Origin of the sequence: Arthrobacter sp. RAF14 (assembly GCF_052114185.1) — a bacterium.
Lineage (GTDB): Bacteria > Actinomycetota > Actinomycetes > Actinomycetales > Micrococcaceae > Arthrobacter_E.
This window is the reverse complement of sequence record NZ_JBFREG010000005.1, coordinates 119,252-143,442: the sequence shown is the minus strand read 5'-3', so window position 1 is coordinate 143,442 and position 24,191 is coordinate 119,252. Positions and strand designations below refer to the sequence as shown.

General features: G+C 68.5%; 23 protein-coding genes. 13 read left to right on the top strand and 10 right to left on the bottom strand.

Going from position 1 to position 24,191, the window contains the following annotated elements:
* Positions 1–338 precede the first annotated feature (338 nt).
* From AB4Y75_RS12950 to AB4Y75_RS12940, 3 genes are all read left to right on the top strand, one after another.
* Positions 339–1,202: a 3-hydroxyacyl-CoA dehydrogenase NAD-binding domain-containing protein gene (locus AB4Y75_RS12950; RefSeq protein ID WP_441436289.1), complete on the top strand. Its 864-nt coding sequence runs from the start codon at positions 339–341 to the stop codon at positions 1,200–1,202.
* Positions 1,203–1,316: 114 nt separating this feature from the next.
* Positions 1,317–1,757, top strand: a complete 441-nt coding sequence (locus AB4Y75_RS12945; protein ID WP_441436288.1) for a MerR family transcriptional regulator — start codon at positions 1,317–1,319, stop codon at positions 1,755–1,757.
* A gap of 112 nt (positions 1,758–1,869) precedes the next feature.
* A complete protein-coding gene (locus tag AB4Y75_RS12940; protein WP_441436295.1) occupies positions 1,870–2,859 on the top strand; it encodes an aldo/keto reductase in 990 nt (329 codons plus the stop codon).
* Positions 2,860–2,932: 73 nt separating this feature from the next.
* Here AB4Y75_RS12940 and AB4Y75_RS12935 read toward each other — a convergent pair whose 3' ends face one another.
* The gene (locus AB4Y75_RS12935) at positions 2,933–3,829 is read right to left on the bottom strand and encodes an HNH endonuclease (protein WP_441436287.1); all 897 of its coding nucleotides are present in this window, start codon (positions 3,827–3,829) and stop codon (positions 2,933–2,935) included.
* Between the two features lie 131 nt (positions 3,830–3,960).
* Here AB4Y75_RS12935 and AB4Y75_RS12930 point away from each other — a divergent pair, with 131 nt between their 5' ends.
* The 6 genes from AB4Y75_RS12930 (at position 3,961) to AB4Y75_RS12905 (ending at position 10,626) form a co-directional block, all read left to right on the top strand.
* Positions 3,961–4,284, top strand: a complete 324-nt coding sequence (locus tag AB4Y75_RS12930; RefSeq protein ID WP_441436286.1) for a CHY zinc finger protein — start codon at positions 3,961–3,963, stop codon at positions 4,282–4,284.
* A gap of 122 nt (positions 4,285–4,406) precedes the next feature.
* Complete coding sequence (locus AB4Y75_RS12925) at positions 4,407–4,724, top strand: putative quinol monooxygenase (protein ID WP_441436285.1); 318 nt, start codon at positions 4,407–4,409, stop codon at positions 4,722–4,724.
* A gap of 161 nt (positions 4,725–4,885) precedes the next feature.
* Positions 4,886–6,763: a peptidoglycan DD-metalloendopeptidase family protein gene (locus tag AB4Y75_RS12920; protein ID WP_441436284.1), complete on the top strand. Its 1,878-nt coding sequence runs from the start codon at positions 4,886–4,888 to the stop codon at positions 6,761–6,763.
* Positions 6,764–6,921: 158 nt separating this feature from the next.
* Positions 6,922–8,241, top strand: a complete 1,320-nt coding sequence (locus tag AB4Y75_RS12915; protein WP_441436283.1) for an MFS transporter — start codon at positions 6,922–6,924, stop codon at positions 8,239–8,241.
* A gap of 198 nt (positions 8,242–8,439) precedes the next feature.
* Complete coding sequence (locus tag AB4Y75_RS12910; RefSeq protein ID WP_441436282.1) at positions 8,440–9,687, top strand: hypothetical protein; 1,248 nt, start codon at positions 8,440–8,442, stop codon at positions 9,685–9,687.
* A 150-nt stretch (positions 9,688–9,837) separates the two neighbouring features.
* Entirely contained in the window at positions 9,838–10,626 is a 789-nt protein-coding gene (locus AB4Y75_RS12905; protein ID WP_441436281.1) for a DeoR/GlpR family DNA-binding transcription regulator, read from the top strand.
* 10 nt (positions 10,627–10,636) lie between these two features.
* Here the strand turns inward: AB4Y75_RS12905 and AB4Y75_RS12900 are convergent, their stop codons facing one another.
* From AB4Y75_RS12900 to AB4Y75_RS12865, 8 genes are all read right to left on the bottom strand, one after another.
* Positions 10,637–12,106, bottom strand: a complete 1,470-nt coding sequence (locus AB4Y75_RS12900; RefSeq protein WP_441436280.1) for an FGGY-family carbohydrate kinase — start codon at positions 12,104–12,106, stop codon at positions 10,637–10,639.
* Entirely contained in the window at positions 12,097–13,146 is a 1,050-nt protein-coding gene (locus AB4Y75_RS12895) for a 2-hydroxyacid dehydrogenase (RefSeq protein WP_441436279.1), read from the bottom strand. The genes AB4Y75_RS12900 and AB4Y75_RS12895 overlap by 10 nt, the downstream gene beginning before the upstream one ends.
* A 56-nt stretch (positions 13,147–13,202) precedes the next feature.
* Complete coding sequence (locus AB4Y75_RS12890) at positions 13,203–14,165, bottom strand: zinc-dependent alcohol dehydrogenase family protein (RefSeq protein ID WP_441436278.1); 963 nt, start codon at positions 14,163–14,165, stop codon at positions 13,203–13,205.
* Positions 14,166–14,194: 29 nt separating this feature from the next.
* Complete coding sequence (locus tag AB4Y75_RS12885; RefSeq protein WP_441436277.1) at positions 14,195–15,112, bottom strand: carbohydrate ABC transporter permease; 918 nt, start codon at positions 15,110–15,112, stop codon at positions 14,195–14,197.
* Positions 15,109–16,074, bottom strand: a complete 966-nt coding sequence (locus AB4Y75_RS12880) for a carbohydrate ABC transporter permease (protein WP_441436276.1) — start codon at positions 16,072–16,074, stop codon at positions 15,109–15,111. The genes AB4Y75_RS12885 and AB4Y75_RS12880 overlap by 4 nt, the downstream gene beginning before the upstream one ends.
* Before the next feature lie 59 nt (positions 16,075–16,133).
* Positions 16,134–17,486 (bottom strand): ABC transporter substrate-binding protein, encoded by a 1,353-nt coding sequence (locus tag AB4Y75_RS12875; RefSeq protein WP_441436294.1) that lies wholly within the window; start codon positions 17,484–17,486, stop codon positions 16,134–16,136.
* Between the two features lie 87 nt (positions 17,487–17,573).
* On the bottom strand, positions 17,574–18,335 hold the full coding sequence (locus AB4Y75_RS12870; protein ID WP_441436275.1) for a DeoR/GlpR family DNA-binding transcription regulator: 762 nt from the start codon (positions 18,333–18,335) through the stop codon (positions 17,574–17,576).
* 363 nt (positions 18,336–18,698) lie between these two features.
* The gene (locus AB4Y75_RS12865; RefSeq protein ID WP_441436274.1) at positions 18,699–19,460 is read right to left on the bottom strand and encodes a DeoR/GlpR family DNA-binding transcription regulator; all 762 of its coding nucleotides are present in this window, start codon (positions 19,458–19,460) and stop codon (positions 18,699–18,701) included.
* Between the two features lie 107 nt (positions 19,461–19,567).
* Between AB4Y75_RS12865 and AB4Y75_RS12860 the strand changes: the two genes are divergently transcribed.
* Complete coding sequence (locus AB4Y75_RS12860) at positions 19,568–20,143, top strand: hypothetical protein (protein WP_441436273.1); 576 nt, start codon at positions 19,568–19,570, stop codon at positions 20,141–20,143.
* A 135-nt stretch (positions 20,144–20,278) separates the two neighbouring features.
* Here AB4Y75_RS12860 and AB4Y75_RS12855 read toward each other — a convergent pair whose 3' ends face one another.
* On the bottom strand, positions 20,279–21,256 hold the full coding sequence (locus AB4Y75_RS12855) for a 1-phosphofructokinase family hexose kinase (protein ID WP_441436272.1): 978 nt from the start codon (positions 21,254–21,256) through the stop codon (positions 20,279–20,281).
* 101 nt (positions 21,257–21,357) lie between these two features.
* Between AB4Y75_RS12855 and AB4Y75_RS12850 the strand changes: the two genes are divergently transcribed.
* The 3 genes from AB4Y75_RS12850 to AB4Y75_RS12840 are packed head-to-tail and all read left to right on the top strand — an operon-like array spanning position 21,358 to position 24,150.
* A complete protein-coding gene (locus tag AB4Y75_RS12850) occupies positions 21,358–22,188 on the top strand; it encodes a class II fructose-bisphosphate aldolase (RefSeq protein WP_441436271.1) in 831 nt (276 codons plus the stop codon).
* Positions 22,189–22,246: 58 nt separating this feature from the next.
* A complete protein-coding gene (locus AB4Y75_RS12845; protein WP_441436270.1) occupies positions 22,247–23,740 on the top strand; it encodes a PTS fructose transporter subunit IIC in 1,494 nt (497 codons plus the stop codon).
* Positions 23,737–24,150: a PTS sugar transporter subunit IIA gene (locus AB4Y75_RS12840; protein ID WP_441436269.1), complete on the top strand. Its 414-nt coding sequence runs from the start codon at positions 23,737–23,739 to the stop codon at positions 24,148–24,150. Before AB4Y75_RS12845 ends, AB4Y75_RS12840 begins: the two co-directional genes overlap by 4 nt.
* Positions 24,151–24,191 lie beyond the last annotated feature (41 nt).

Below are 24,191 nucleotides of genomic sequence, written 5' to 3'. Positions count from 1 at the left end.
TGCGCACCGCCGGCAAGAACGCCGCCAAGAACGCCCAGGAACAGGAAACCGCTTCCCACTAAGCGGCCCACCCCACCCACCGTGGGGAAACCTGGACCACACCCACGGCGGGCACCCCACACACGGGGAGCCCGCCGTCGGGCATTTAAAACACCCACCCCACCGCACCACCGCGAAAGAACACCTCACACCCCAAAAACCCACCCACAAGGGCACCAACTGCTCCCTCGCGGAAGGGGTGCGGTCTCGGCGTGACCTTCAGCACCCCCACTGTTGCATTGCGCAACATAGGCGTAGAGTGGAACCGGAACTGACACCGAGGATCCGGGAGGTCCATCATGCAGAAGGTCGCCATTGTGGGAGCGGGAGTGATCGGCCTGTCCTGGGCCAGGCTCTTCGCGGAGAAGGGCTGGAACGTGGAGATCAGCGATCCCCGCCCGGATCTTCAAGACATCATCGACGGCACGTTCGCCGGCCTTCCCGTCCGGGCCGCCACGAGCCTGGAATCGGCCCTGGACGGCGCCGACTTCGTCCAGGAGGCAGGGCCCGAGCGCCTGGAACTCAAGCACGAGCTGTACGCGACGTTCGCGGCCCACACACGCCCCGACGTCGTGCTCGCGTCCTCCACCTCCTCCCTGGTCCCGTCCGCGATCGCCGAAGGCAACGCCGCGGCCGACCGCATCCTGGTGGGCCACCCGTTCAACCCGCCGCAGCTGATCCCGCTGGTCGAGGTGGTTCCGGGTCCGGCGACGCAGCAGTGGGCCGTGGACCGCGCCACCGAGGTGTACGCGGAGATCGGCAAGCAGCCCATCACACTGAAGAAGGAGATCCCGGCATTCGTCGGCAACCGTCTTCAGAAGGTGTTCCTGGACGAATGCGTGTACCTGGTTCAGGAGGGCGTGATCTCCGCCGGGGACCTCGACGAACTCGTCAAGTCCTCGCTCGGCCTGCGCTGGGCCACCGTGGGGCCGTTCGAAAGCAACCAGCTGGGCGGCGGCCCGGGCGGCATGCGCCACCTGGTGGAGCACGTCGGCTCGCAGCTGACCTTCGACGCCGGACGGCCGGATCCCGCGAGGATCGGCGAGGTCATCGACCAGGTCGAGGCCGCTTACGGCACCGGGCCGGAGAACTACGAGCGCCTGGTCGCCCGGCGCGACGCCCGCACCCGCGCCGTCTCGCAGGCGCTGGCCGGGGAAGACTGAGCCCCGGCCCCACCCATCGCGAGGGAACAGTTGATGCCCCGAAACCGCGCGTTTCGGGGCATCAACTGTTCCCTCGCGGGTCTCCCGCGGCCCGAGCGGGTGCACACTGGAGTCATGAGCTTCACCATCGCGGAAGTCGCGGAGCGCACCGGATTGAGCCAGCACACGCTGCGGTACTACGAGCGCGACGGGCTCCTCCCGCGCGAGGTGGGCCGCGCGTCGTCGGGCCGCAGGACGTATTCCGAGCAGGACGTGAACGGCATCCTCATGATCGCGCGGCTGCGCGCCACCGGCATGCCGATCGCCGAGGTCCGCCGCTACGCGCAATTGGTGCGCGACGGCGACGCCTCGGTCCCCGCGCGCCTGAGCCTGCTGCTGGAGCACCGGGAGCACGTTTTGGCACAGCTGCGCCAAGTCCAGGAGAATCTGGCGGCGATCGAGGCGAAGATCGGGATCTACCGGGCGACGACGGAGGAGACGTTCGCGTGCCCGTCGCGGAGCGGCGCGTTGACTCCGTCGGCCGCCGGTTCGTCGAGTCCGCTATCGAAGGGGTGAATCCGCTACCAGACGTAGCGGATTCACAGACAACCTAGCGGACTCAGCCGGCTGCGGCTGCCGACGCTCTTGACTTAGAGCGCGCTCAAAGGAGTTGGCTGGTCTCATGACGATCTCCACACGAACCCTCGGCACTGATTCCCCCCTGACCGTTTCCGCCCTGGGCCTCGGCTGCATGGGCATGTCCGAGTTCTATGGGACGCCCGATCCCGACGCCGGCCTCGCCACCATCCATCGGGCGCTCGACCTCGGCGTCACTTTCCTCGACACCGCCGACATGTACGGTCCGTTCACGAACGAAGAGCTGGTCGGTCGGGCGATCGCCGGCCGCCGCGACGAGGTCCAGCTCGCCACGAAGTTCGGCAATATGCGGGGGCCGAACGGGGAGCGCCTTGGCATCAACGGGCGGCCCGAGTATGTGCGTTCAGCCTGCGACGCTTCGTTGCAGCGGCTCGGCGTTGACCACATCGACCTGTATTACCAGCACCGCGTGGACCCGAACGTCCCCATCGAGGAGACAGTGGGTGCCATGGCGGAGCTGGTGACGGCAGGGAAGGTGCGACACCTGGGGCTCTCGGAGGCCTCGGCCGCGACCATCCGCCGCGCCCACGCCGTGCACCCGATCACCGCCGTCGAGACGGAATATTCCCTGTTCTCCCGCGACGTGGAGGACTCGGTGCTGCCCGCGCTGCGTGAGCTGGGGATCGGTCTGGTGCCGTACTCGCCGCTGGGTCGCGGGATTCTGACGGGCACCATGACGGCGGAGTCGGTGACCGGCGACGGCGACGCGCGGTCGTCGGCCTACTTCCCGCGGTTCCAGGGCGCGGCGCTGGAGGCGAACCTCGCGCTGGCCGCGAGGGTGACGGAGCTGGCCGAAGCACGCGGCTGCACCCCGAGCCAGCTCGCCCTCGCGTGGCTGCTGGCCCAGGGCGAGGACATCGTCCCCATCCCGGGCACCCGCCGCGTGAAGTACCTGGAGGAGAACGTGGTCGCCGCCTCGATCGAACTCAGCCCGGCAGAGCTCGAGGCCTTGGAAGAAGCGGTGCCGCGTGGGGCTGTTGTGGGTGAGCGGTACGGGGATATGAGCTCGATCGACGGGTGATCATTCCCCTCCGCGAAGGAACACGTGGTGCCCCTAAAGCGAAGTCTTTCGGGCACCACGTGTTCTCTCGCGATCACCAGCTCTTGAGGAACCCCTCGTATCGAACCTGCAAGCTGTCGCGGTCCGGGCGGAGCGAAAACGCGCGCGGGACGTACAAGGAACGACCGTTCATTTCTTGCATTCCGTGCCTCACCAGGGAAGTGCCGGGCAATGCGAGGACGTCGGGCCTCACCGACACTCGATAATCACCATCGATGCCCAGCAGGTTTCCGTCATAAGCAGCATGGTGCAGCTTGCACAATGCCAGCCCGTTTGACACCTCGGTCGAGCTCGAAACATCGATGTCCGGAGTGATATGAGCTGCATCAATCAAGGCGGGAATATTCAGTTCACAGACTGCACAGTGATCCTGATAGGCGCGCACCACACGACGCCGGAAGTCTCTCTGGTGCCGTCGAACCATCCGAACTTGCTCGGCGTATTCCTTCGGCGACCCGGAGCTATAAATGGGGTCATCTAAATCGACCAGAGACTTCTCCAGCGTCACAGAGACGAACCCTTCTACCGGGTCATCCTGCTGAATGAACACCGGGTATCGCGGCAGGTACAAGGCTGGAAGCACCTCTTGGAACAGGATCAGAGGGTCTTGACGCTCGGCCGCTGCTCGGAGTTTGAGATTGCGGCCACTGATCAGCGGTCGACCCGCCACTCTCTCGTAGGAGTACCTTAGATACTGTGCGTTCGACTCGTCGTCGTAGGGACCTTTCAACGTATTAGTGATGGACAGCGTCGTATCGAAACCTTGAGGATTCCAAATACCCGTTTGTCGGTCCATGAGCGCAATCTGCACGCCGCGATAGGTATATTCAGACCGCAGGAATTCTCTGCGAAACTCATAACCTCCTCTGGCAAGCTCTTGGCTCTGGAGCCACCTGAAGATGTCTTGCCTGATGTCCGCCTGTTCCTCCACGGACCATCGTCCCGCGGCGGCACCTGAATTCGCTCCCTGAACCATCACGTTCCCCCTCGCCTCCACACTATTCTGCAAGATTCCCCGCCCTCACTCGCGCTGCCCCACCCGCCCCGTGCCACAATTCCTCCATGCCCCACACGTCCCCGCCCGTCCTCGGTCCCACAGTCGACGACGAGACCCGGTGCATCCACTACCGCGCGCCCGTCGACATCATCGCCATCAAGTTCTTCTGCTGCGGCGACTACTACCCGTGCCACCTCTGCCACGAGGAAACCGCGGACCACCCCGCACGCCAATGGCCCCGCGACCGCCGCGGCGAGAAGGCCATCCTCTGCGGAGTCTGCCGGACCGAGCTGAGCATCGACGCCTACCTCGCCACCGACAGCTGCCCCGTCTGCCACAGCCTCTTCAACGAGCGCTGCCGCCTCCACACACATCTTTACTTCGACTGATCACACCTCTCGCCTATCCTCGCTGAGTGCGGCGACACCGCACGGATTCCCACCCACGTGCCCCGCGCCGCCGTCGTCGGGCATGCTGGAGGTACCGCACCACCTCACTGAAGGAGAGAACCTTGATCTTCATCACCGCCCAGTTCCCGGTCAAGCCCGAGCACGCCGACGCCTGGCCCGAGATCTCCCGCGCCTTCACCGAGGCCACCCGCGCCGAAGAGGGGTGCCTGTTCTACGAATGGTCGCGCTCCCTGACGGACCCCAGCACCTATGTGCTGATCGAGGCCTTCAAGGACGACGACGCCGGCGCAGCCCACGTGAACTCCGCTCACTTCAAGCAGGCGCAGGCCGAGCTCCCGCAGTACCTTGCGCGCACCCCGGACATCGTCAACACGAAGGTGGACGGCTGGTCCGAACTCGGTGAACTCGCCGTGCGCTGAGCCGCCCGCTCTGAACCGGGGCGGCATGGGGTCATTCGACACCCCGTGGTTGTCCACATAGGGGACCTCGGAGGGCCCCGCGCCGGACCCGGAAGCCCTATCCTGAAGGCGGGAACTCACTCTCACCTCACGGCCATTCGGCCCATTCAGGAACAGGGACCATGAAGAATCGATTGGCCGCGGCCTTTGCCGCCCTCCTGCTCGGCGCGGGGCTCCTCGTCGCTGCCCCGGCGCCGGCCGGCGCGGCGACCCCCACCGGCAAGGTCGCGATCAAGACGCAGCGCATGGCGAAGGCCACGCTCAACAGCACCCAGCTCGGTTGGTACAACGCGGCACAGACCCTCACCCTGAAGTGCTATGCCCGCGGCCAGGCCGTCACCGGCTACTACAGCCCCTGGCTCCCGAATGGCGGCCTGGACGATCTTTGGTACAAGACCGTCGACGGCGGTTTCGTCGCCGATGTGGACATCAACACCAACTCGAACGATCCCGTCACCCCAGCCTGCTCGGACCCCTTCACCGCAGCACCGAATCCCACCATCGCCGGCACCGCCGCCGTGGGCCAGACACTCCGCGCGGTGCCGGGCACCTGGGACCCGGCCGCCACGTTCAGCTACCAGTGGCTCCTGGTCGGCACCGCCGTCGCCGGGGCCACCGGGTCCACCTGGGCTCCGCCCGCCACGGCACTCGGCAAAACGGTTTCGGTCCGCGTCACCGGTTCGAGGGCCGGCTTCGCGACGGCCACCCGCACGTCGGGAGCCACGGCCGCACTCCAACGCGGCACGATCGCCACGGTCCAGCCTGTCATCACGGGCGTCCCCGCCCCCGGCCAGACCGTCACGGTGAACCCCGGGACGTGGAACCCGAGGCCGTCCACCTTCACGTACCAATGGCGCCGCAACGGAGCGAACATCGCCGGGGCCACCACCGCGTCCTACAAAGTCGCCACCGCGGACACCGGCACCGACCTGGCCGCAGTCGTCACGGGAACCGTCACCGGTTACAACACGACCTCCAGAGTGAGCGCTCCGGTGCGCGCGGGCAAGCAGTTCACCGCGGCTCCCAATCCCACCATCTCCGGCGGGCTCGACGTCGGCAACCGGCTCACCGCCGTCGTCGGCACCTGGAACCCCAAGCCGGCCTTCGCCTACCAGTGGCTGCGCAGCGGCGCACCGATCGCGGGCGCGACAGCCAGCACCTATGTGCTGACCACCGCCGACGCCGGCCGGGCCATCAGCTTCCGGGTCACTGGAACGCTGAGCGGCTACGCCACCGCGGTGCGCACGTCGAACGCGCTCACCACGCGCTCGCTCCTGGGACCCGCACCGACCCCCGTGTTCCGCGGCTACCCGGCCGCCGGGCAGACCCTCGCGGCCATCGCGGGAACCTGGGGTCCCGGCTCCGTCTCCCTCAGCTACCAGTGGCTGCGCAACGGTGTGCCCATCGCCGGGGCGACATCCACCACGCTGACACTGAACAGCACGCACGTCGGCGGTCAGATCGCCATCCGGGTCACCGGCACCCGCGCCGGGTTCATCCCCGCCACGCGCACGTCGGCAGCGTCGTCAGTAGCGGCCAGCACCGCCGGGATGCGCCCGTATAAGCTGCCGTACCCGCGGGGCAAGGCGTACTCGATCCTCCAAGGCCCGGCCGAGCACGCCCGCGGCATCCTGCCCGAATACAACAAGCACGCCGTCGACTTCGGCACCGGCATGGGCGCGCCCATCACCGCCTCCGCGAGCGGCCTGGTGGTCTTCAGCGGCTGGGGCAGCACAGGCGAGATCCAGGTGCGGGTCGACCATGGCGACAACCGCTGCACGCAGTATTCGCACCTGAGCAGCGCCACGATCAGCGCAGGAACGCCGATCCAGCAGGGACAGCTCCTGGGGTACTCGGGGCAGACCGGCATCGCCTCCGGACCGCACCTCCACTGGAACGTGGTCTACTGCGACTCCCAGATCAGCCGCGAGGTCCCGAACAGCGTCGAAATGGGCACCACCTACCGGGTGGGAGCGATCGCCACGAGCCAGAACGGCTGATGGCCGGGGCGGGGACCTCTTCCCCCGGCTGTCTTCCTCCAGTAGGCTCTGGCTAACTTACCGAACATTCGGTAACAGTCGCGGGGTGGAACCGCCCCTGCACCCAGGTTCCGAACTACAGGGGTTCAGAACAACAGGATCAGAACAACGGAGTTCGCATGTCGTCACCTGCCGCCGCTCCCGCCAGGAGTAAGAATCTCTCGTCCGAAGAACGCAAGGTCCTCGCCGGAACCCTGGTGGGCACCTCCATCGAGTGGTACGACTTCTTCATCTACGCCCAGGCCGCAGCCCTGGTCCTGGCACCCCTCTTCCTGGCCCCCGTCGCCAAGGAGAACCCCGCCCTGGCGCAGGTGCTCTCCTTCGCCACCATCGGCATCTCCTTCCTGTTCCGGCCCCTGGGCGCCGTGGTGGCGGGCCGGCTCGGGGACCGCCTGGGACGCAAGAAGATGCTCGTCCTGACCCTGGTCATGATGGGCCTCTCCACGTCCCTGATCGGCTTCCTGCCGGACTATTCGGCCATCGGCATCGCAGCCCCGATCCTGCTCATCCTCCTCCGGATCCTCCAGGGCTTCTCCGCGGGTGGCGAGTGGGGCGGAGCGGCCCTCATGGCCGTGGAGCACGCACCGAAGAACCGTCGGGGCCTGTTTGGCGCGTTCCCGCAGATCGGTGTCCCCATCGGCATGATCCTGGCGACCTTCACCCTCTGGGCCCTCACCAGCTCCATGTCCAAGGAGGCCTTCCTCGCGTGGGGCTGGCGCGTCCCCTTCCTGCTCTCGATCGTGCTGATCGTGGTGGGCTTCGTGATCCGCCGTGCCGTCGAGGAGAGCCCCGTCTTCGATGAACTCGTGCGCCGCCGCAAGGAATCCTCGGCCCCGCTCGGGGAACTGTTCCGCCACCACACCCGCCAGGTCTTCCTGACCGCCGTCATCTTCATCGCCAACAACGCCGCCGGATACCTGCTGATCGCCTACTTCGCGGCCTACGCCTCGACAGCCCTGCGCATGGACCGCCCGAGCGTCCTCCTGGCCACCGCCCTGGCATCCTTCGGCTGGCTGATCTTCACGCTCTGGGGCGGGCATCTCTCCGACCGCCTCGGACGAGTCCGGACCTTCCAGCTCGGGTACATCCTCCTGGCCGTCTGGGCGATCCCGATGTGGTTCCTGATCGACTCGCGGAACATCGTCCTCTACTTCGTCGCTCTGTTCGTCATGACGCTCGGGCTGGGCCTGTCCTACGGGCCGCAAGCCGCGCTGTACGCGGAGATGTTCCCGGCCAACGTGCGCTACTCCGGCGTCTCGATCGGTTACGCGCTCGGCGCCGTGCTCGGTGGCGCCTTCGCACCGATGATCGCCGACGCGCTCCTCAACCAGTTCCACAGCTCCTGGGTGATCGGCGTCTACATCGCCGTGGCCGCCGCGATCTCCTTCGCCGGGGTGTCGGCCGTGAAGGAGCCCCGAGACGTCAACCTGCTCGCCTGATGTCCCTTCGGCTCCATAGCTGAACACCCGACAGCCGAACACCCGACGACGGCGGCCACCCCGCCAGACTCGGACGGCTCCCCCGGCGCTGTCAATGGGGAGCCGTCCCCCTCCTCAGCAGGTGCCCGCCGGGCCCGACACATCTAGGATGGAGTCAAGCGATAACTACAGTCGCTTGACTATCACTCGGAGAGCACCATGTCGCACACCACCCCTCCCTCCGGCCAGGGACCTGACGACCGTCAGTCCGGAGACCAGCCACGCAACGCGCCCGCCCCGCCGTACCTCGGCCAGGCCAACCCGGGTCAGGGATACCCCGGCCAGGCCAACCCGGGTCAACCGAACCCCGGTCAGCCCAGCCCCGGACAGACCTACCCGGGGCAGGGGTACCCGGGGCAGGCCCGGCCAGGCCAGGCGCCGGGCGGTGGGGCCCCCTACGGATCGACGCCGCAGTACGGCGTTTTCGGCAGCGGCGGCCCGGGCCAGGGTGGTCCCGGCTATGGCGGCCCGGGCTACGGGGCGCCGCAGTACGGCGGCCGGCCGCCGGCGTCGGGTCCCAAGGGCCTGGCGATCGCGGCACTGATCTGCGGTATCGCCTCTCTGGTGTTCGCCTGGATCCCGATCGTCAACATCCTGGCACTCGTGGCGGGACTCGCGGCCATCGCACTCGGCGTGGTGTCCCTCGTCAAGAAGTTCGGCGGCACGGTCATGGCCTGGTTCGGCGCGGGGCTCGGCCTTGTCGGCGTGCTGGGCTCGATCCTCGCCTTGCTCGCCTTCGCGGCTCTGACCAGCATCACCGACAGGCCCGACCCGCTCAAGACCTACAACGACGACCGGAACAAGCAGGTCTCCGTCAAGTACATCGTCACCACGACGACCCCCACGGACGTGCGCTGGTACACACCGACCGGGACCTCCGAAGTGAACGTCAGCAAGGACCAGACCACGGAATTCACGGCTCAGGGCAAGGACTCGCTGCGGGTCTCGGCGATCTCCTCGGACCGCCAGGCCCAGGACGCCAAGGTCACTTGCGAGATCCTCGTCGACGGGACCTCGGTGGCGAAGGAGACCGGCGAGGGCAAGAACGCCATCGCAAGCTGCTCCTACTACAGGTTGTACTCCCGCTACACGACCGAGCAGCCGGCCAAGGACGTGTCAGTCGAGTTCAAGGTGACGACGAACAGCAAGGTGGCAGTGGACTCCCGCTGGTCGGCCAGCAATCGTCAGAGCAGCAGCAACCGGTACGTCGAAATCGACGCCGACTCCACGAACACCGTCCCGGCCAAGGCTGACGGCACGCTCACCCTGACCGTACGAGGTCAGGATCCTGACGCGGCCAGCCCAGCCTACGGCTGCGAAATCCTCGTGGACGGCAAGTCCGTGTCGAAGCAGGAGAGCAACACCGCTTACGGCTCCGCGCGCTGCACCTACGCGCCCGACAAATGAGCCGTTCCCCACGCTGAATGAGCGGGCGGGTGGGCACCGGCGGAGGCATCCGCGTGGTGCCCGCCCGCCCGTTCGGCGATTCACGGCACCCGATGCGAGCGCCCCGCACTCGGTAGTCTGGTGCGAGACACCCACCAGCGGCAGGAAACCATGAGCCTCAACGGACCCGAAGAGCGCACCGTCTTCGCCGGCGAACGCCAGCAGCGCATTCTCGCGCTCCTCCGTGCGGCCGGGCGCGTCGACACCCGGGAACTCGCCGCGTCCTTCGACGTGAGCATCGAGAGCATCCGCAAGGACCTCATCCACCTGGAACGCCACGGCCAGCTCCAGCGCGTCCACGGCGGAGCGATCCCCGCCGAATCGGCCTCCTTCGAGCCCCCCGTCCAGGAACGCACGGGGCTCGCCCGCGAGAAGACCCGCATCGCCGAAGCAGCGCTCGAGCACCTGCCCGTCGGCGGCTCGATCCTCCTGGATGCCGGGTCCACCACCGAACGCCTCGCCGACCTCCTCCCGCCGGGCCCCGCACTCACGGTCTTCACCAACACCCTGCCCATCGCCCTGAAACTGCTCGGGCATCCGCAGCTGGACGTCTTCACCCTGGGCGGGCGCGTGCGCTCCCGCACCCTGGCGGAAGTGGACGAATGGGCCTTGCGCTCGCTCGCAGAGCTGAACGCCGACGTCGCGTTCCTCGGCACCAACGGCCTGCACCCCGAGCGGGGGCTCACCACGCCCGACCCCGCCGAGGCGCAGGTCAAGCGCGCCATGCTCGCGAGCGCCCGCAAGCGCATCCTCCTCTGCGATCACAGCAAGATCGGGTCCATCAGCACGGTCCAGCACGCCACGCTCGAGGACATCGACCTCCTGATCACGGACGACGGCATCACCAAGGACCAGCTCGCCACGCTCCGCGCCGCGGGTCTGGAGATCCAGGTCGTCTAAGCGGGGCGCGCTACCGCATCAGCTCAAGGAACTCCGCGTACCTCTCGTCCAGGACGGAACCCCAGTGGTGCTGCGGCTCGTGGCGCCGGACCACCGTGACCGCGGCGTCGGCGGCTTCCGACAGACCGGAATACGCCCCGACCCCGATCGCCGCCAGCAGCGCCGCCCCGCGTGCGCCCGCCTCCGTGGAATCCGTGACCTCCAGGGGCAGGTCCAGCACATCGGACATGAGCTGAGTCCAGAGTTCGCTCTTCGCCCCTCCGCCGCACAACCGCGCGGCTCCGGTGAAGGTGAACGCCGAACGCAGCGCGTCCACGTGCCACCGGTGGTTATGCGCGACCCCCTCCAGCACGGCCCGGAACACGTCGTGACGGTCGTGGCTGCCGCGCAGGCCGCTCAGCTGTGCCCCGCCCGCGCCGTAGCCCAACGGGGCCCCGTAGAGGTACGGCAGGAAGTGCGGGGCGTCCCGGTACGCCGACGGATCCAGCAGGCGGGCCGCCTCGATCACCTCGGCGTAGCCGGCCCCGCCACCCCAGTTCTGCATGGCCCACTCGAAATTGGAGGCGCTGCTGGGCGACGTGGACATGTGCAGCCACCGCCCGCGTTCCAGGAAGGAGCGGGCCTGCCAGCGCGGGTCGCCGAGCGGCGCGTCCCACACCACCTGATTGATGCTGAAGGTCCCCATGACCAGGCTGAGCGACCCCGCCCCGATCGCGCCGATGCCCAGGGCCGCCGCATCCACATCGTGCGCGCCCGTCACCACCGGGGTGCCCTCCGCCAGCCCGGTCTCCTCGGCTGCCGCCCTGGTCACGTGACCGGCGACGGCGGAGCTCGCCAGCAACGGCGGCAGCAGTCCGCGGTACGCCCCGAGGCCGTAGATCCGCAGCGCTTCATCGGACCACTCCTGCTCGTGCAGCCCGGTGAACGACGCACTCGCCTCGGACGGGTCCGTGGCGGTCTCCCCCGTCAGACGTAACCGGAGCCAGTCCTTGCAGAACAGGTACCAGCGGGTCTTCGCGAGGGTCTCCGGCTCGTGCCGTTCCAGCCACAGCAGCAGGGCCGAGGGGCTGTACGGGGCCGGGATCTGCCCGGTCTCCGCCAGGGCCGCCGCGCCGCGGGCGCCTTCCCCCAGCTCGGCCGCCTCGGCCACGGCGCGCGAATCGGTGGCGAGGATGGCCGGGCGGACGGGGGCGCCGTCGTCGTCCACGAGATACGCCCCGTCGTTGTGGCCGCAGATGCCCACGCCGGCCACCTGCGCGCCGAGCACCCCGGCGGACACCAGGCACTCGCGGATGGCGGCCGCGGCGGCACGCCAGACTTCCTCCATATCGCGCTCCTGCCAGGAGGCCCGCGGCGAGAAGGTCGCCACGGACGCGGCGCCACGGGCCACCTGACGGCCGTCCTCCGTGAAGAGCACCGCCTTGGTGAACGTCTGACCGGCGTCCAGGCCCAGGAAGTACCGCGACGGACTCAGCGCCATCCGAGCTCCCGGGCGTTGAGCGCGCGTTCGATCCGGCCGCTCTCGCGGAACTCCAGGATCGCCTCGGCCACCAGGCGCGCGGACATGGCGTTGGTGTCCTCGGTGTCGCCGCCGAAGTGCGTGGTGATGGTGACGTTGTCCAGGTGGCGGAAGCGGTCGTCCTCGGCGAGGGGCTCCGCGTCGAAGACGTCCAGTCCGGCGCCGGAGATGCGGCCCTCCGCCAGGGCGTCGTACAGGGCGTCGTAGTCCACCAGGCGGCTGCGGGAGACGTTGATGAAATACGACTCGGGCTTCATCAATGCGAACTGCTCCGCCCCGATGAACCGTTCCGTCTCCGGCGTCAGACGCGCCTGGACGAGCACGAAGTCGCTCTCCCGGAAGACGTCGTCCAGGCTTTCCGCACGCTCGACGCCGGAGGCGGCCAGGGCGTCGTCGCTCGCGTAGGGGTCGAACGCGAGCAGCCGAGGGCGGAACCCGGAGATGCGCTCACTGAAGATGCGCCCCACGTGCCCGAAGCCGACCATCCCCACGGTGCGGCCGTGGATCTCCACCCGCGCGCCCGGGAAGTCCTTCCGCCAGCCGCCGGCCTTCACGCTGGCGTCGGCGCGGGCCACGTTGCGGGACTCGGCGAGCATGAGCGCGATCTGCAGCTCCGCCACCGCCCCGGCGTTCCGGCCCAGCGCCTGCACCACCCCGATGCCACGGCGGGTGGCCTCCTCCACGTCGATGTTCTCGACGCCGGTGCGCGCCACCGAGATCAGCTTCAGCCGGGGCGCGGCGTCCAGGAGCTCCTTGGTGACCGGGGCGAAGTGGAAGGCGATGGCCTCGGCCTCCGCGATGTTCTCCAACATCTCCGGAGGCGTCCCGACGGAGTTGGCCCCCTGGTGCTCCATGATCGTCTGGAGGGCGTGCTGCTCGGCCTTCTCCCCGGACCAGTCGATGTAGCGCACGTCCAGTCCGGCGTCGTCCAGGTGTTCGGCGTAGCTCTCGGTGGGGATGAACTTGTCCCCGACGACGAGGACGGTGTTGAGGTGCGGCATGGGGTTGTCCTTCTCTGGTGCTGATTCAGGTCGTGGATGGGTGGTGTGGGCAGGCATCAGAGCCCGGGCTGCACGAGGACCTTGCGGCCCTGGCCCGCGGCGAAGAGCGCCATGGCCTCCGGCGCCTGGTCCAGCGGGAAGCGGTGGCTGATGAAGACTTCGGGCGGGATCAGGCCCGTGGCGAACAGCTCCGCGGCCCGTTCGAAGCTGTGCAGCACGGCCATGGAACCGAGGATGCTGATCTCCTGCTTGTAGACGCGGAACGGGTCGAACTCCACCCGGGCGTCCTCCGGCGGGACCCCGAACTGCAGATAGGTCCCGCCCTTGGAGACCCGCGCGAGGGCATCCGCGATGGCCCGCGGATTGCCGGTGGCGTCGATGACCACGTCCCAGCCCTGCGGCCGGTCGAATTCGTCGGCCGAGGCCGCCGCGCCCGTGGCCCCCAGGATTCCGACCGTGGCCAGGCGTTCCGGGTTGAGATCCACGAGGTGCACGCTCGACGCTCCCGACTGCTTGGCGAGCTGCAGGAGCATGAGGCCCATGGTCCCCGCGCCGTAGATGAGCGCGTGGGCGCCCATCCGGAGTGAGAGGACGTCGAAGGCGTGGATGGCGCAGGACAGCGGTTCCACCAGGGCGGCGTCCGCCAGGGCCAGGTGCTCCGGGAGCTTCACGGCGAGCGCCTCCGGCACCCGGACATATTCGGCCATGGCACCCGCCTCGCTGACGCCGAGGGCCTGGAAGTCGTCGCAGAGATTCCCACGTCCCACCCGGCAGTACGGGCAGCGGCCGCAGGGCATGTTGGGGTCGGCCGTGACGCGGTCCCCCACCCGGAAGCCGGTGACGCCGGACCCGACGGCCACCACCTCTCCCGCGAACTCGTGCCCCGGCACCAGGGGCAGCGACCGTGCGAAGCCGCCGTGCAGAATGTGCAGATCCGTGCCGCAGATGCCGGCCGAGGCGACCTTGAGGATGAGGTCATCGGCACGGGGCGTCGGGTCCGGGAGATCCACGACCTCCATGCGCCCCGGCTCGCTGACGAGCGCGGCCCTCACTTCACGGCACCGAGGGAGAGGCCCTGGACGAGCTTGTCCTGGGCGGCGAACCCGGCCACGAGGACCGGCAGCGAGATGACCACGGCCGCGGCGCAGACCTGGGCCAGGAAGAGGCCCTGGCTCGTGACGAAGCCGGTGAGGAACACGGGGCTGGTCCCGGCCCGGACACCCGTGAGGACCCGGGCCAGCAGGAGTTCGTTCCAGGAGAAGATGAAGCAGATCAGGCTCGTGGCTGCGATGCCGGGCATGGCCACGGGCGCGATCACCTTGCGCAGCGTGAGCAGCAGATTCGCGCCGTCCAGCTGCGCAGCCTCCAGCATCTCCACCGGCACCTCGGCCAGGAAGGAGCGCATCATCCACACCGCGATCGGCAGGTTCATGGAGGTGTACATGAGGATCAGGAACCAGATGTTGTCCAGGGATCCGGAGCTCTTGGCGAAGATGTAGAGCGGGAGCACGGCGGCCACCACGGGCATCATCTTGGTGGAGAGGAAGAAGAACAGCACGTCCGTCCACTTCTTCACGGGCTTGATGGACAGGGCGTAGGCGGCGGGGATGGCCAGCAGCAGCACCAGGATGGTGGAGAAGACACTGGCCATCGCCGAGTTGATGAGCGGCGGCCAGGGGCTGACGCCGGAGCTGGAGCCGAAGAACTGGGCGTAGGAGTCCAGCGTCAGGGCTGCCCCGATCGACGGCGGGTTGGTGGCCGCGTCCTGCTCGCTGTGGAAGGAGGTGAGCACCATCCAGAGCACGGGCAGCGCGAAGAACAGCGCCGCCAGCCAGGCGATGATGCCGGCCGCGGTGTTGTTGCGGGTGGGATCCAGCCGAGACTTACGACGGCGGGCCGGCCGGGGCCCGGCCCCGGCGCCTGTGCCGTTGCCGGTGTCGTTGTCGGCGAGTGCGGTGCTGCTCATCGGGCTGCCTCCTTCTTGAAGAGGGTGAAGACGGTGCGGAGGGCGAAGGTGGCGACGATGATGCTGCCGATCACCACGATCACGCCGGCGGCGGAAGCCACCCCGTACTCATTGGCGAAGTAGAACGTCTGGTAGACGGCGTAGGGCAGGTTCGCGGTCCCGAGACCGCCGGACGTCAGGGTGAACACGGCGTCGAAGTTCTGGACGATGTAGATGGCCCCCAGGAGACCGCCGAGCTCCAGGTACTGCCGAAGGTGCGGCAGGGTGATGTGGCGGAACACCTGCCAGCCGGTGGCACCGTCCATCTGAGCGGCCTCCATGACATCTGCCGGGCGGGACTGCAGTCCGGCCAGCAGGATCAGCATCATGAACGGGGTCCACTGCCACACCAGGGACAGGATGACGGCCAGGAGCGGCTGGGTGGAGAGCAGGTCCAGCTGGGGCGGGTCCGGATTGCCCGTGAGCTGGCCGAACCAGGTCAGGACGCCGTTGATGAGGCCGTAGGTCGGGTTGAGGATGGCGTGCTTCCAGACCAGGGCGGCGGCCACGGGGACCACCAGGAACGGGGCGATCAGCAGGGTGCGCGCCAGGCCGCGGCCGAAGAACTTCTGGTTCAGCAGCAGGGCGAGGATCAGACCGATCACCAGGCTGACCAGGACCACGGACACCGTGAGGATGATGGTGACGAGGATGGCCTGCCGGAAGTCGTTGTTGGTCAGGACCTCCACGTAATTCTTGAATCCCGCGAAGCCGGTCTCCGTGGGCTTGAGGGCGTTCCAGTTCATGAAGGAGATGATGATCGTCACCACGAACGGCAGCTGGGTGGTGATGATCAGGAAGATGAGGGCGGGCATGAGCGGGGCCCGGCGCGCCCAGGCGGTGGCCCGCTCCCGCGCCGTCGGCTTGGGCAGCGGCGCCCGTCCGAGGCGGCGGCCGGTGTCCGGCAAGGCTGTGGTGGTCATGGTGGCTCCTGGTGGGTGCGGCGCCCGTGAGGGGCGCCGCACCCTGATCGAAGGAAGGGTTACTTCTTGTACTTGTCGCCGACCTTGGTGGCGGCTTCCTGGCCCTTGTTCAGGGCGTCGTCCACGCTGGTCTGCCCGGCGATCGCGGAGCTGACGCCCTGGGAGACGGTGGTGCCGAGGTCGGCGAATTCGGGGATGCCTACGAACTGGATGCCGACGGTGGGCCGGGGCTGCACGCCCGGGTTCTTCGGATCGACGCTCAGGATGGCCTCCTTCTCCGCCTTGAAGAACGGCGCGGCCTTCTGGAAGTCGGCGTTCTCATAGGTGGAGCTGCGCTTGCCGGAGGGCACCTTGGCCCAGCCCAGCTGCTTGGCCACGAGTTCCTCGTACTTCTTGGAGCTGGCCCAGGCGATGAACTTGCCCGCCGCGTCCTGCTTCTTGGACGCGGCCTGGACGCCCCAGGACCAGGTCCAGAGCCAGCCGGACTGCTTGGTCTGCTTCACGGGCGCCTGGACGTAGCCGATCTTGCCCTTGACCGGGGAGGAGTCGGCTTCCAGCGAGCCGCCGGCGGAGGAGGCGTCGTACCACATGGCCACTTTGCCCTGGACCATGTTGTTGAGGCACTCGGTGAAGCCCGCCTGGGCGGCACCGGCCTCGCCGTGCTTGCGGACCAGGTCCACGTAGAACTGCGTGGCGGCCTTGAACTCAGGGGAGTTGACCTGGGCGTTCCAGTCCTTGTCGAACCAGGTCCCGCCGAAGGTGTTGACCACCGTGGTGAGCGGGGCGAAGACCTGGCCCCAGCCCGGCTGGCCGCGCAGGCAGATGCCCTTCATCCCGGGCTGTGCTCCATCGGCCTTGGCCGCCAGATCGGCCACCTGGTCCCACGTGGGGTTGGACGGCACGGTCAGGCCCTTGGCCTGGAACACGTCCTTGCGGTACATCAGCAGGGAGGACTCGCCGTAGAAGGGTTCGCCGTAGAGCTTCCCGTCCGTGCCGGTCAGCGACGCGGTGTAGGCGGGCAGGATGTCCTTCTGGTCGAACTCGGTGTTCTTGGCGACGGTGTCGTCCAGCGGGGCCAGCCACTTGTTGGCGGAGTAGAACGGGATCTCGTAGTTGGAGAGGGACGCGACGTCGTACTGACCCGCCTGGCTGGAGAACTCCTGGCTGATCTTGGCCCGGACGTCGTTCTCCGGCATGACGGTGTAGTTCACCTTGATGCCGGTCTCCTTGGTGAAGTTGTCCGCGGTCAGCTTCTGGAGATCGAGCATCTGCGGGTTGTTCACCATGAGGACGTTGATGCTCTGGGCATCTCCGCCGGCGTCCCCGCCGCCTGCGCCGGAGCAGGCGGACAGGGCCGTGGTGGCGAGGGCGAGGACTGCGAGCGACGCGGCGATGCGACGTTGTGTAGGCAGGATCTTCACGGTTTTTCTTTCTTCCAGGGCCGTTTCAGGCAAGGGTGTACTGCGGTGAGAGGTGGTGCGTGGTGTTCCGGTGGGGTATCAGACCTGCGTGATCTGGACTCCGAGCCGGCGGAAAGGCTGAAGGTGGGACTCGGGGACGGTCTTCTCCGTGACCACGGCGTCGAGGTCATGGAGATCGGCGAACTTGATGCTGGAGTCGACGCCGAACTTTGATTCGTCGGCGATCAGGAGCGTGCGGCGGCTGGCTCGGACCGCTGCGGATTTCACGGCGGCCACCGAGGAGTCCGGGCAGGTGAGCCCGTGTTTGCCCGTGGCGCCGTTGGTTCCGACGACGGCCAGGTCCAGGACCAGCCGGCTGAGCATGTCGGTGGCCCAGTGATCCACCGCGCCGAGGGTGTTGGGGCGGACCCGGCCTCCGAGGATGACCACGTCCAGATGGGGCCTGACCGCCAGCTGGCTCGCCACCGGCAGGGAACTGGTGACCACCAGGACCGGCCGGTTGGGCCGGAGCTGGGCGGCGTACGCGGCGGCGGTGGAGCCTTCGTCGATGAAGATCGACTCCACGTCATCCGTGTATTCGAGGGCCGCCTGGGCGATCCTGGCCTTGGCCTCCGGGTGGGAGGATCCCCGGGCCAGGAGGGTGCTCTCGAAGCCGAGCTTCTCCACGGGGATGGCTCCCCCGTGGACGCGGCGGATCAGCCCCCGCCGCTCCAGGACGTTCAGGTCCCGGCGGACCGTCTCCACGGCCACGCCCAATTGGCCCGCGATCTCCGGGACTTCGAGGCGGCCCTGCGCACGGGCCGTCTCGATGATCCATCGATGGCGTTCCACTGGATACATGTCTGCCCGTCTCTTAGAGTTTGCGCCCGAAGCTGACTGCTTGGCTGGGTTCGATTGTGGCATCCGCCACACCATCAGCGATACGCCCAGGTGAAACGGGCATCCCGGTGCCAGCATTCGGGCTGAAACGGGCATCTGACGGACGGCGTGTGACTGCCGGCGGGGCGACGGGACGGTGCTTGAAGAAGCGGTGCATGACGACGTTGTGCATGGTGATGACTCCCAGGAATCGAATTGGGGACAGCTCGATTATGGGCAGCTTTCAGGCTCGCTCCGGCGACCGTTTGGGTGGCTGGGCACGACCGTTTGGTGACCGGATCGGCGGTGACGTGGCCGGCGTCGTCGTCAGACCCGCCGTCGTGGTCAGACCCGCAGCACGCGCGGGCCGAGCGCCTCGTATCGCTGCGCCTCGCGCACGGAGAGGGCGCCGTCCGTGACGATCGTTTCGAAGTCCGGCACCGTGGCGAAGCGGCAGAAGCTCGTGGCCCCGAACTTGGTGTGGGTGCCCACCAGGATGCGGCGCCGGGACTGCCGGACCGCCTCCTGCTTGATGGCGGCGACGGCGGGGTCCGGCGTCGTGAGGCCGTGCTCGCGGGAGATGCCGTTGGCGCCCAGGAACGCGACGTCGATCTGCAGCTCCCCGAGCATCCGCAGCGCCCAGTGGTCCACGGTCGCGAGGGTGTGACCGCGCATGCGCCCGCCCAGCAGGAGCACCGTCAAGCCGGGGCTGCGCGAGAGCGCCTGGGCCGCGAGCAGCGAGGCGGTCACGACGGTCAGGCGGCGCTCGGTCTGGAGCTGTTCGGCGATCAATCGGGGTGTGAAACCCTCGTCGAGGAAGACCGTCTCGGCGCCGTGCAGCAGCTCCGCGGCCGCCGCCGCGATGCGGCGCTTCTCCGCGACATTGGCGGTGGCCCGGTAGCCGGCGTCGGATTCGAACCCGGCGGTCTCCACTGCGACGGCCCCGCCGTGGACCCGGCGCAGCACACCGCGGTCCACCAGGGCGCGCAGATCCCGGCGGACCGTCTCGGCGGCTGCGCCCAGCGCGGGCACCAGGGAGGCGACCTCCACCTTCCCCTGCTCCCGGGCGAGATCCAGAATGCGGGACTGCCGTTCGTGTGGTTCCATCCGACCATTGTGACGCCCGTTCGGTCACGGGGCTAGGCCTTGCCAGTCGGGACGAACGACGGCGGGCGATCACGCATGTCGGAGGCACTCGGTACACTCCGAAAACCGTGAAGAACTCCGCGCCGGGCCCTCACGCCGAGGACCCGTTGTATCCGCCGCGCGCCCAGGTCTACGTCGACGAGACGAAGTCCAAGGGCTATTTCCTCGTGGCCGCAGTGGTCACTCCGGAAGCCGTGGGAAGTGTCCGCGCCGAACTCAGGAAGTTCGTCAAACCTGGTGTGCGACGGGTTCATTTCAAGAGTGAACGGGACGCGGTCCGCAGAGACTTCATCGCTCTTGTGAAATCCCTGCAGGTGACCGCCGTCGTCTATGAATGCGCCGGGCGGCATGACCACGAAGCGAGGACCAACGGGCTGACTCAGCTCGTTGACGAACTGCATCGGCACAGAGCGTCGAAACTCGTCCTCGAGCGGGACGATTCACTCGTCGACGGCGACAAACAAGTGATCCGCCGGCACACCCACGGGCGCCGCCCCTATGGAGAGTTCGAGTATCGTCACATGAGCCCGGCGGAAGAGCCTGTGCTGTGGATTGCCGACGCGATCGCGTGGTGTGTCCAGCGCGGAGGCCCCTGGAAGGGCCTGCTGGAGGAGCTTTCCGTCAGGACCCGACGGGTTAAATGACGCGGGCCTGGTTCGAGACACCATCCGGAGCTCTCCCAGGCCTACTTCGCAGGGCACCGCCCTTTGCACGATCCATTTTGTCAGACCCGACCACGTCTGATCAATAGCCTGGCGGGGACGTCACCGGCGCGCGCCTCAGCCCCTCGCCGGCTCCGCGAGCGCCAGTGTCAGATCCGGCTCGGCGGTGACGGTGATCCGGTCCCGCAGCGCCGGGTCCACGTCGAAGAGCGTCGTCGCGTGGCCCACCGCGGAGGAGGCGTAGAGGATCGCCGAGGCCAGGCACTCGGCCGGCTCCGCCCCGCCGTCGCACGCGGCGAGGAACCCGGCCAGCGATGCGTCCCCGGCGCCCACGGTGTTGAGCACCCGGACGTCCCGGGCGCGGCCGTGCAGTGCGCGGTCCGCATCCACGTAGACCATGCCGTCGGCGCCCAGGCTCGCCAGCACCGCCCCGGCTCCGCGGGCCAGGAGTTCGCGGGCGGCCGCCACCACGTCCCCGACCGTGTCGAGCACCCGCCCGGTCTCGGCGGCCAGTTCGTGCACATTCGGCTTCACCAGCCCCGGCCCGGCCGCGAGCGCACGGCTCAGCACCTCACCCGAGGCATCCACCACGACGGCGGCCCCCAGCTCCCGCCCCAGGCTCACGAGCGCGGGGTGGAACCACTCCGGCGTGCCGGGCGGGAGGCTGCCGCACAGCGCGAGGGTGACTCCGCCGTCGTACGCCGCGAGCGCCTCGGTCAGGGCCGCACGGACCGCGTCCAGCAGGCGCCGCGCGAGGTCCTCCCCCAGGGCCGCGCCGGGTTCGTTGATCTTGGTCCCGGCATGCCCGGGGACGCGGAGGGTGATGTTGGTCCGCACTTCGGCCCCGCTGGGCACGGCGACGGCCTCGACGCCCATGGCCGCGAGCTGTTCCGTCATGAAGGCGCCCGTGCCGCCGCCGGCCGGGAAGAGGGCGCGCGTGGGCACGCCGTTGCGCTGCAGGGCGACGGAGACGTTGATGCCCTTGCCGCTCGCCTCCCGCGTGGTGCCGGACGCGACGTTGACGGCGTCGAAGGCGAAGGAATCCGTGGTGACGGTCCAGTCGACGGCCGGGTTGGGGGTGACGGTGAGGATCATGGCTGCTTCCCTGGGTCCGGAGTGCAAGGGGTTGTATTTGATTGGATTTAGCTCAATACTATTGGAAATAGTTTGAATGCCCAAGACCCTGAGAGCAGAACATGGCACTCGTCACCACCGCCGAACTCGTCGCCGACGCGCAGGCCCGCCAGGCCGCGGTCGTCGCCTTCAACGTCATCACCCTGGAGCACGCCCAGGGCATTCTCGCCGGAGCCGAACGAGCAGACAGGCCGGTGATCCTGCAGCTCAGCCAGAACGCCGTGACGTATCACGGCTCTCCCACGGCCATCGCCGCCGCGATCACCGCGGCCGCCCGCGAATCCCGCACGGCGGCGTCCTTCCACCTGGACCACATCACGGACACCGTGCTCCTGCAACGTGCCGCGGACCTGGGCGCCAGCTCCGCCATGTACGACGGCGCGCACCTGCCCTTCGCGGACAACGTCGCCCAGACGCGCGCCATGGTGGAGTGGGGCGCGGCGCACGGCGTCTGGATCGAGGCCGAACTGGGCGAGATCGGCGGCAAGGACGGGGCGCACGCGCCCGGCGTCCGCACCGACCCGGCCGAAGCCCGTCAGTTCGTGACCGACACCGGGGTGGCGGCCCTCGCCGTGGCCGTCGGTTCCTCCCACGCCATGACCGAACAGACCGCCGCCCTGGACCACGCCCTGATCCAGGCGCTCGCCTCGGAGGTCCCGGCGCCGCTCGTGCTGCACGGCTCCTCGGGCGTCCCGGACGCGGAGCTGCGCCAGGCCGCGGCCCACGGCATGGTGAAGATCAACGTCGGCACGGCCCTCAACGTCGCCTACACCGGCGCCATCCGCAGCGTCCTCGACGCGAACCCGGCCCTGACCGACCCCCGCAAGTACTCCGGCCCGGCGCGCGACGCCGTGGCCTCCGCCGTCGAGCACGTCCTGAACGTCCTCGCCTGAGGCGCACCCGCACAGACCCGACCCGCACCGCCGCGGACCACACTCCCCAGGAGAAGCAATGACAGAGAAATTCATCGTCGCGGCCACCGGCTGCCCCACCGGGATCGCGCACACGTTCATGGCCGCGGAAGCACTGGAACAGGCCGCCGAAGAGCTCGGTGTCCGGATCAAGGTGGAGACCCACGGCCAGGTGGGTCTCGAAAACGCGCTGACCGCCGAGGAGATCGCCGCCGCTGACGGCGTCATCATCGCCGCCGACAAGGACGTCAACGCGAGCCGGTTCAACGGCAAACCGGTGGTCGACGTCGAGGTCAAGGCCGGCATCAGCCGCCCCGCCGAGCTCATCCAGCAGATCCTCGACGGCGCCGCCCCGATCCGCGGCGGCAAGGCGGCGCCGCCCGCCGCGGACGCCACGGGCACCGCGACCCCCGCCGACGACGGCGACCACGGACTCTTCGGGGACACCCGCGTCGCGGCGGGTCAGCGGTTCCAGGCCCGCGACCTCTACAAGCACCTCATGAACGGCGTCTCCTACATGCTGCCGTTCGTGGTGGGCGGCGGCGTGCTGGTGGCCCTGTCCTTCCTCTGGGGCATCTACTCCGCGGACCCCACGCACCCCGAGCAGTACAACGAGTTCGCCGCGATGCTCAAGACCATCGGCGGCACCTCCATGAGCCTCATGGTGCCCGTGCTCTCGGCCTTCATCGCGGACTCGATCGGCAAGCGGCCCGCCCTGGTGGTCGGCCTGGTCACCGGTCTCCTGGCCGCGAACGGCGGCACCGGCTTCCTGGGCGGCATCATCACCGGCTTCCTGTCCGGCTACGGCATGCTGCTGCTCGGCAAACTCCTGGAACCGCTGCCCAAGGCCCTCAACGGACTCAAGGCGATCTTCATCTTCCCCGTGGTGGGCGCCTTCGTCTTCGGCGCGGTCACGTACCTGCTGACCACCCCCATGAAGGCCATCAACACCGGGCTCCAGGACTTCCTCACCGGATTCCAGAGCGCCAGCCCCATCCTGCTCGGCCTGGTCCTGGGCATCATGTGCGCCTTCGACATGGGCGGTCCCGTGAACAAGGCCGCCTACGTCACGGGCGTGGCGCTGCTGGGCAACGGCAACTTCTTCTTCATGGCCGCCGTCTCCGCCGCCTGCATCACCCCGCCACTCGTCACGGGCTTCGCCGCCCTGTTCTTCCGCAAGGCCTTCGACGCCCGCACCCGCGACGCCGCCTACGTGAACTTCGCCCTGGGCGCCACGCACATCACGGAAGGCGCCATCCCGTTCGCGGCCCGCAATCCGATCGTCGTCATCCCGATCCTCATGCTGTCCTCCTCGATCTCTGCCATCCTGACCCTGCTCCTCCAGGTCCAGGTGCCGGCCCCGCACGGCGGATTCCTCGTGCTGCCCGTGGTCACCAACGGCCTGCAATGGGTCCTGGCGATCCTGGTCGGCTCGATCGTGGGCGGCCTGATCTACGGCGCCTACATGCAGCGCAAGGCCGCCACCCCGTCCACCGCAACCGCCCCCGAACTCTCGAAGGAGGCCGTCGCATGACCGCCGTTCTCGCCCCGGAAAACGTCCTGCTCGACGTCGACGCCGCCGCGCTCGGCATCACGGCCGGGCCGGCCGCCGTCGTCGAGGGGCTGGCCGCCCGTGAGGCTCAGGGAACCACGGGCCTCATGGACGGGCTCGCGATCCCGCACGCGAAGTCCGCGGCGATCGACCATGCCGCGCTGGTGGTGCTGCGGATGCGCGACGGCGTGGAGTGGGAGACGCTCGACGGCGGACCCGTCCGTCTGGCCATCTCCCTCCTGATCCCCGAGGGTGAGGCCGGCACCACGCACCTCAAGCTCCTGTCCAAGGTGGCACGAACACTCATGAAAGCGCCGGTCCGGGCGGAACTCCTGGCCGCGGAGACCCCCGAAGCCCTCGTGGAGATCCTCGGCGAGCACGTCCTGGCCTAGCGAGTCCTCCTCCCCCCTTGCTCGCGAGACGCCAGTTGAGC

Coding starts and splice junctions, on each gene's coding strand:
- AB4Y75_RS12950 (WP_441436289.1), top strand. CDS start 339: ATGCAGAAGGTCGCCATTGTGGGAGCGGGAGTGATCGGCCTGTCCTGG.
- AB4Y75_RS12945 (WP_441436288.1), top strand. CDS start 1,317: ATGAGCTTCACCATCGCGGAAGTCGCGGAGCGCACCGGATTGAGCCAG.
- AB4Y75_RS12930 (WP_441436286.1), top strand. CDS start 3,961: ATGCCCCACACGTCCCCGCCCGTCCTCGGTCCCACAGTCGACGACGAG.
- AB4Y75_RS12920 (WP_441436284.1), top strand. CDS start 4,886: ATGAAGAATCGATTGGCCGCGGCCTTTGCCGCCCTCCTGCTCGGCGCG.
- AB4Y75_RS12915 (WP_441436283.1), top strand. CDS start 6,922: ATGTCGTCACCTGCCGCCGCTCCCGCCAGGAGTAAGAATCTCTCGTCC.
- AB4Y75_RS12910 (WP_441436282.1), top strand. CDS start 8,440: ATGTCGCACACCACCCCTCCCTCCGGCCAGGGACCTGACGACCGTCAG.
- AB4Y75_RS12905 (WP_441436281.1), top strand. CDS start 9,838: ATGAGCCTCAACGGACCCGAAGAGCGCACCGTCTTCGCCGGCGAACGC.
- AB4Y75_RS12900 (WP_441436280.1), bottom strand. CDS start 12,106: ATGGCGCTGAGTCCGTCGCGGTACTTCCTGGGCCTGGACGCCGGTCAG.
- AB4Y75_RS12895 (WP_441436279.1), bottom strand. CDS start 13,146: ATGCCGCACCTCAACACCGTCCTCGTCGTCGGGGACAAGTTCATCCCC.
- AB4Y75_RS12890 (WP_441436278.1), bottom strand. CDS start 14,165: ATGGAGGTCGTGGATCTCCCGGACCCGACGCCCCGTGCCGATGACCTC.
- AB4Y75_RS12885 (WP_441436277.1), bottom strand. CDS start 15,112: ATGAGCAGCACCGCACTCGCCGACAACGACACCGGCAACGGCACAGGC.
- AB4Y75_RS12880 (WP_441436276.1), bottom strand. CDS start 16,074: ATGACCACCACAGCCTTGCCGGACACCGGCCGCCGCCTCGGACGGGCG.
- AB4Y75_RS12870 (WP_441436275.1), bottom strand. CDS start 18,335: ATGTATCCAGTGGAACGCCATCGATGGATCATCGAGACGGCCCGTGCG.
- AB4Y75_RS12865 (WP_441436274.1), bottom strand. CDS start 19,460: ATGGAACCACACGAACGGCAGTCCCGCATTCTGGATCTCGCCCGGGAG.
- AB4Y75_RS12855 (WP_441436272.1), bottom strand. CDS start 21,256: ATGATCCTCACCGTCACCCCCAACCCGGCCGTCGACTGGACCGTCACC.
- AB4Y75_RS12850 (WP_441436271.1), top strand. CDS start 21,358: ATGGCACTCGTCACCACCGCCGAACTCGTCGCCGACGCGCAGGCCCGC.
- AB4Y75_RS12845 (WP_441436270.1), top strand. CDS start 22,247: ATGACAGAGAAATTCATCGTCGCGGCCACCGGCTGCCCCACCGGGATC.
- AB4Y75_RS12840 (WP_441436269.1), top strand. CDS start 23,737: ATGACCGCCGTTCTCGCCCCGGAAAACGTCCTGCTCGACGTCGACGCC.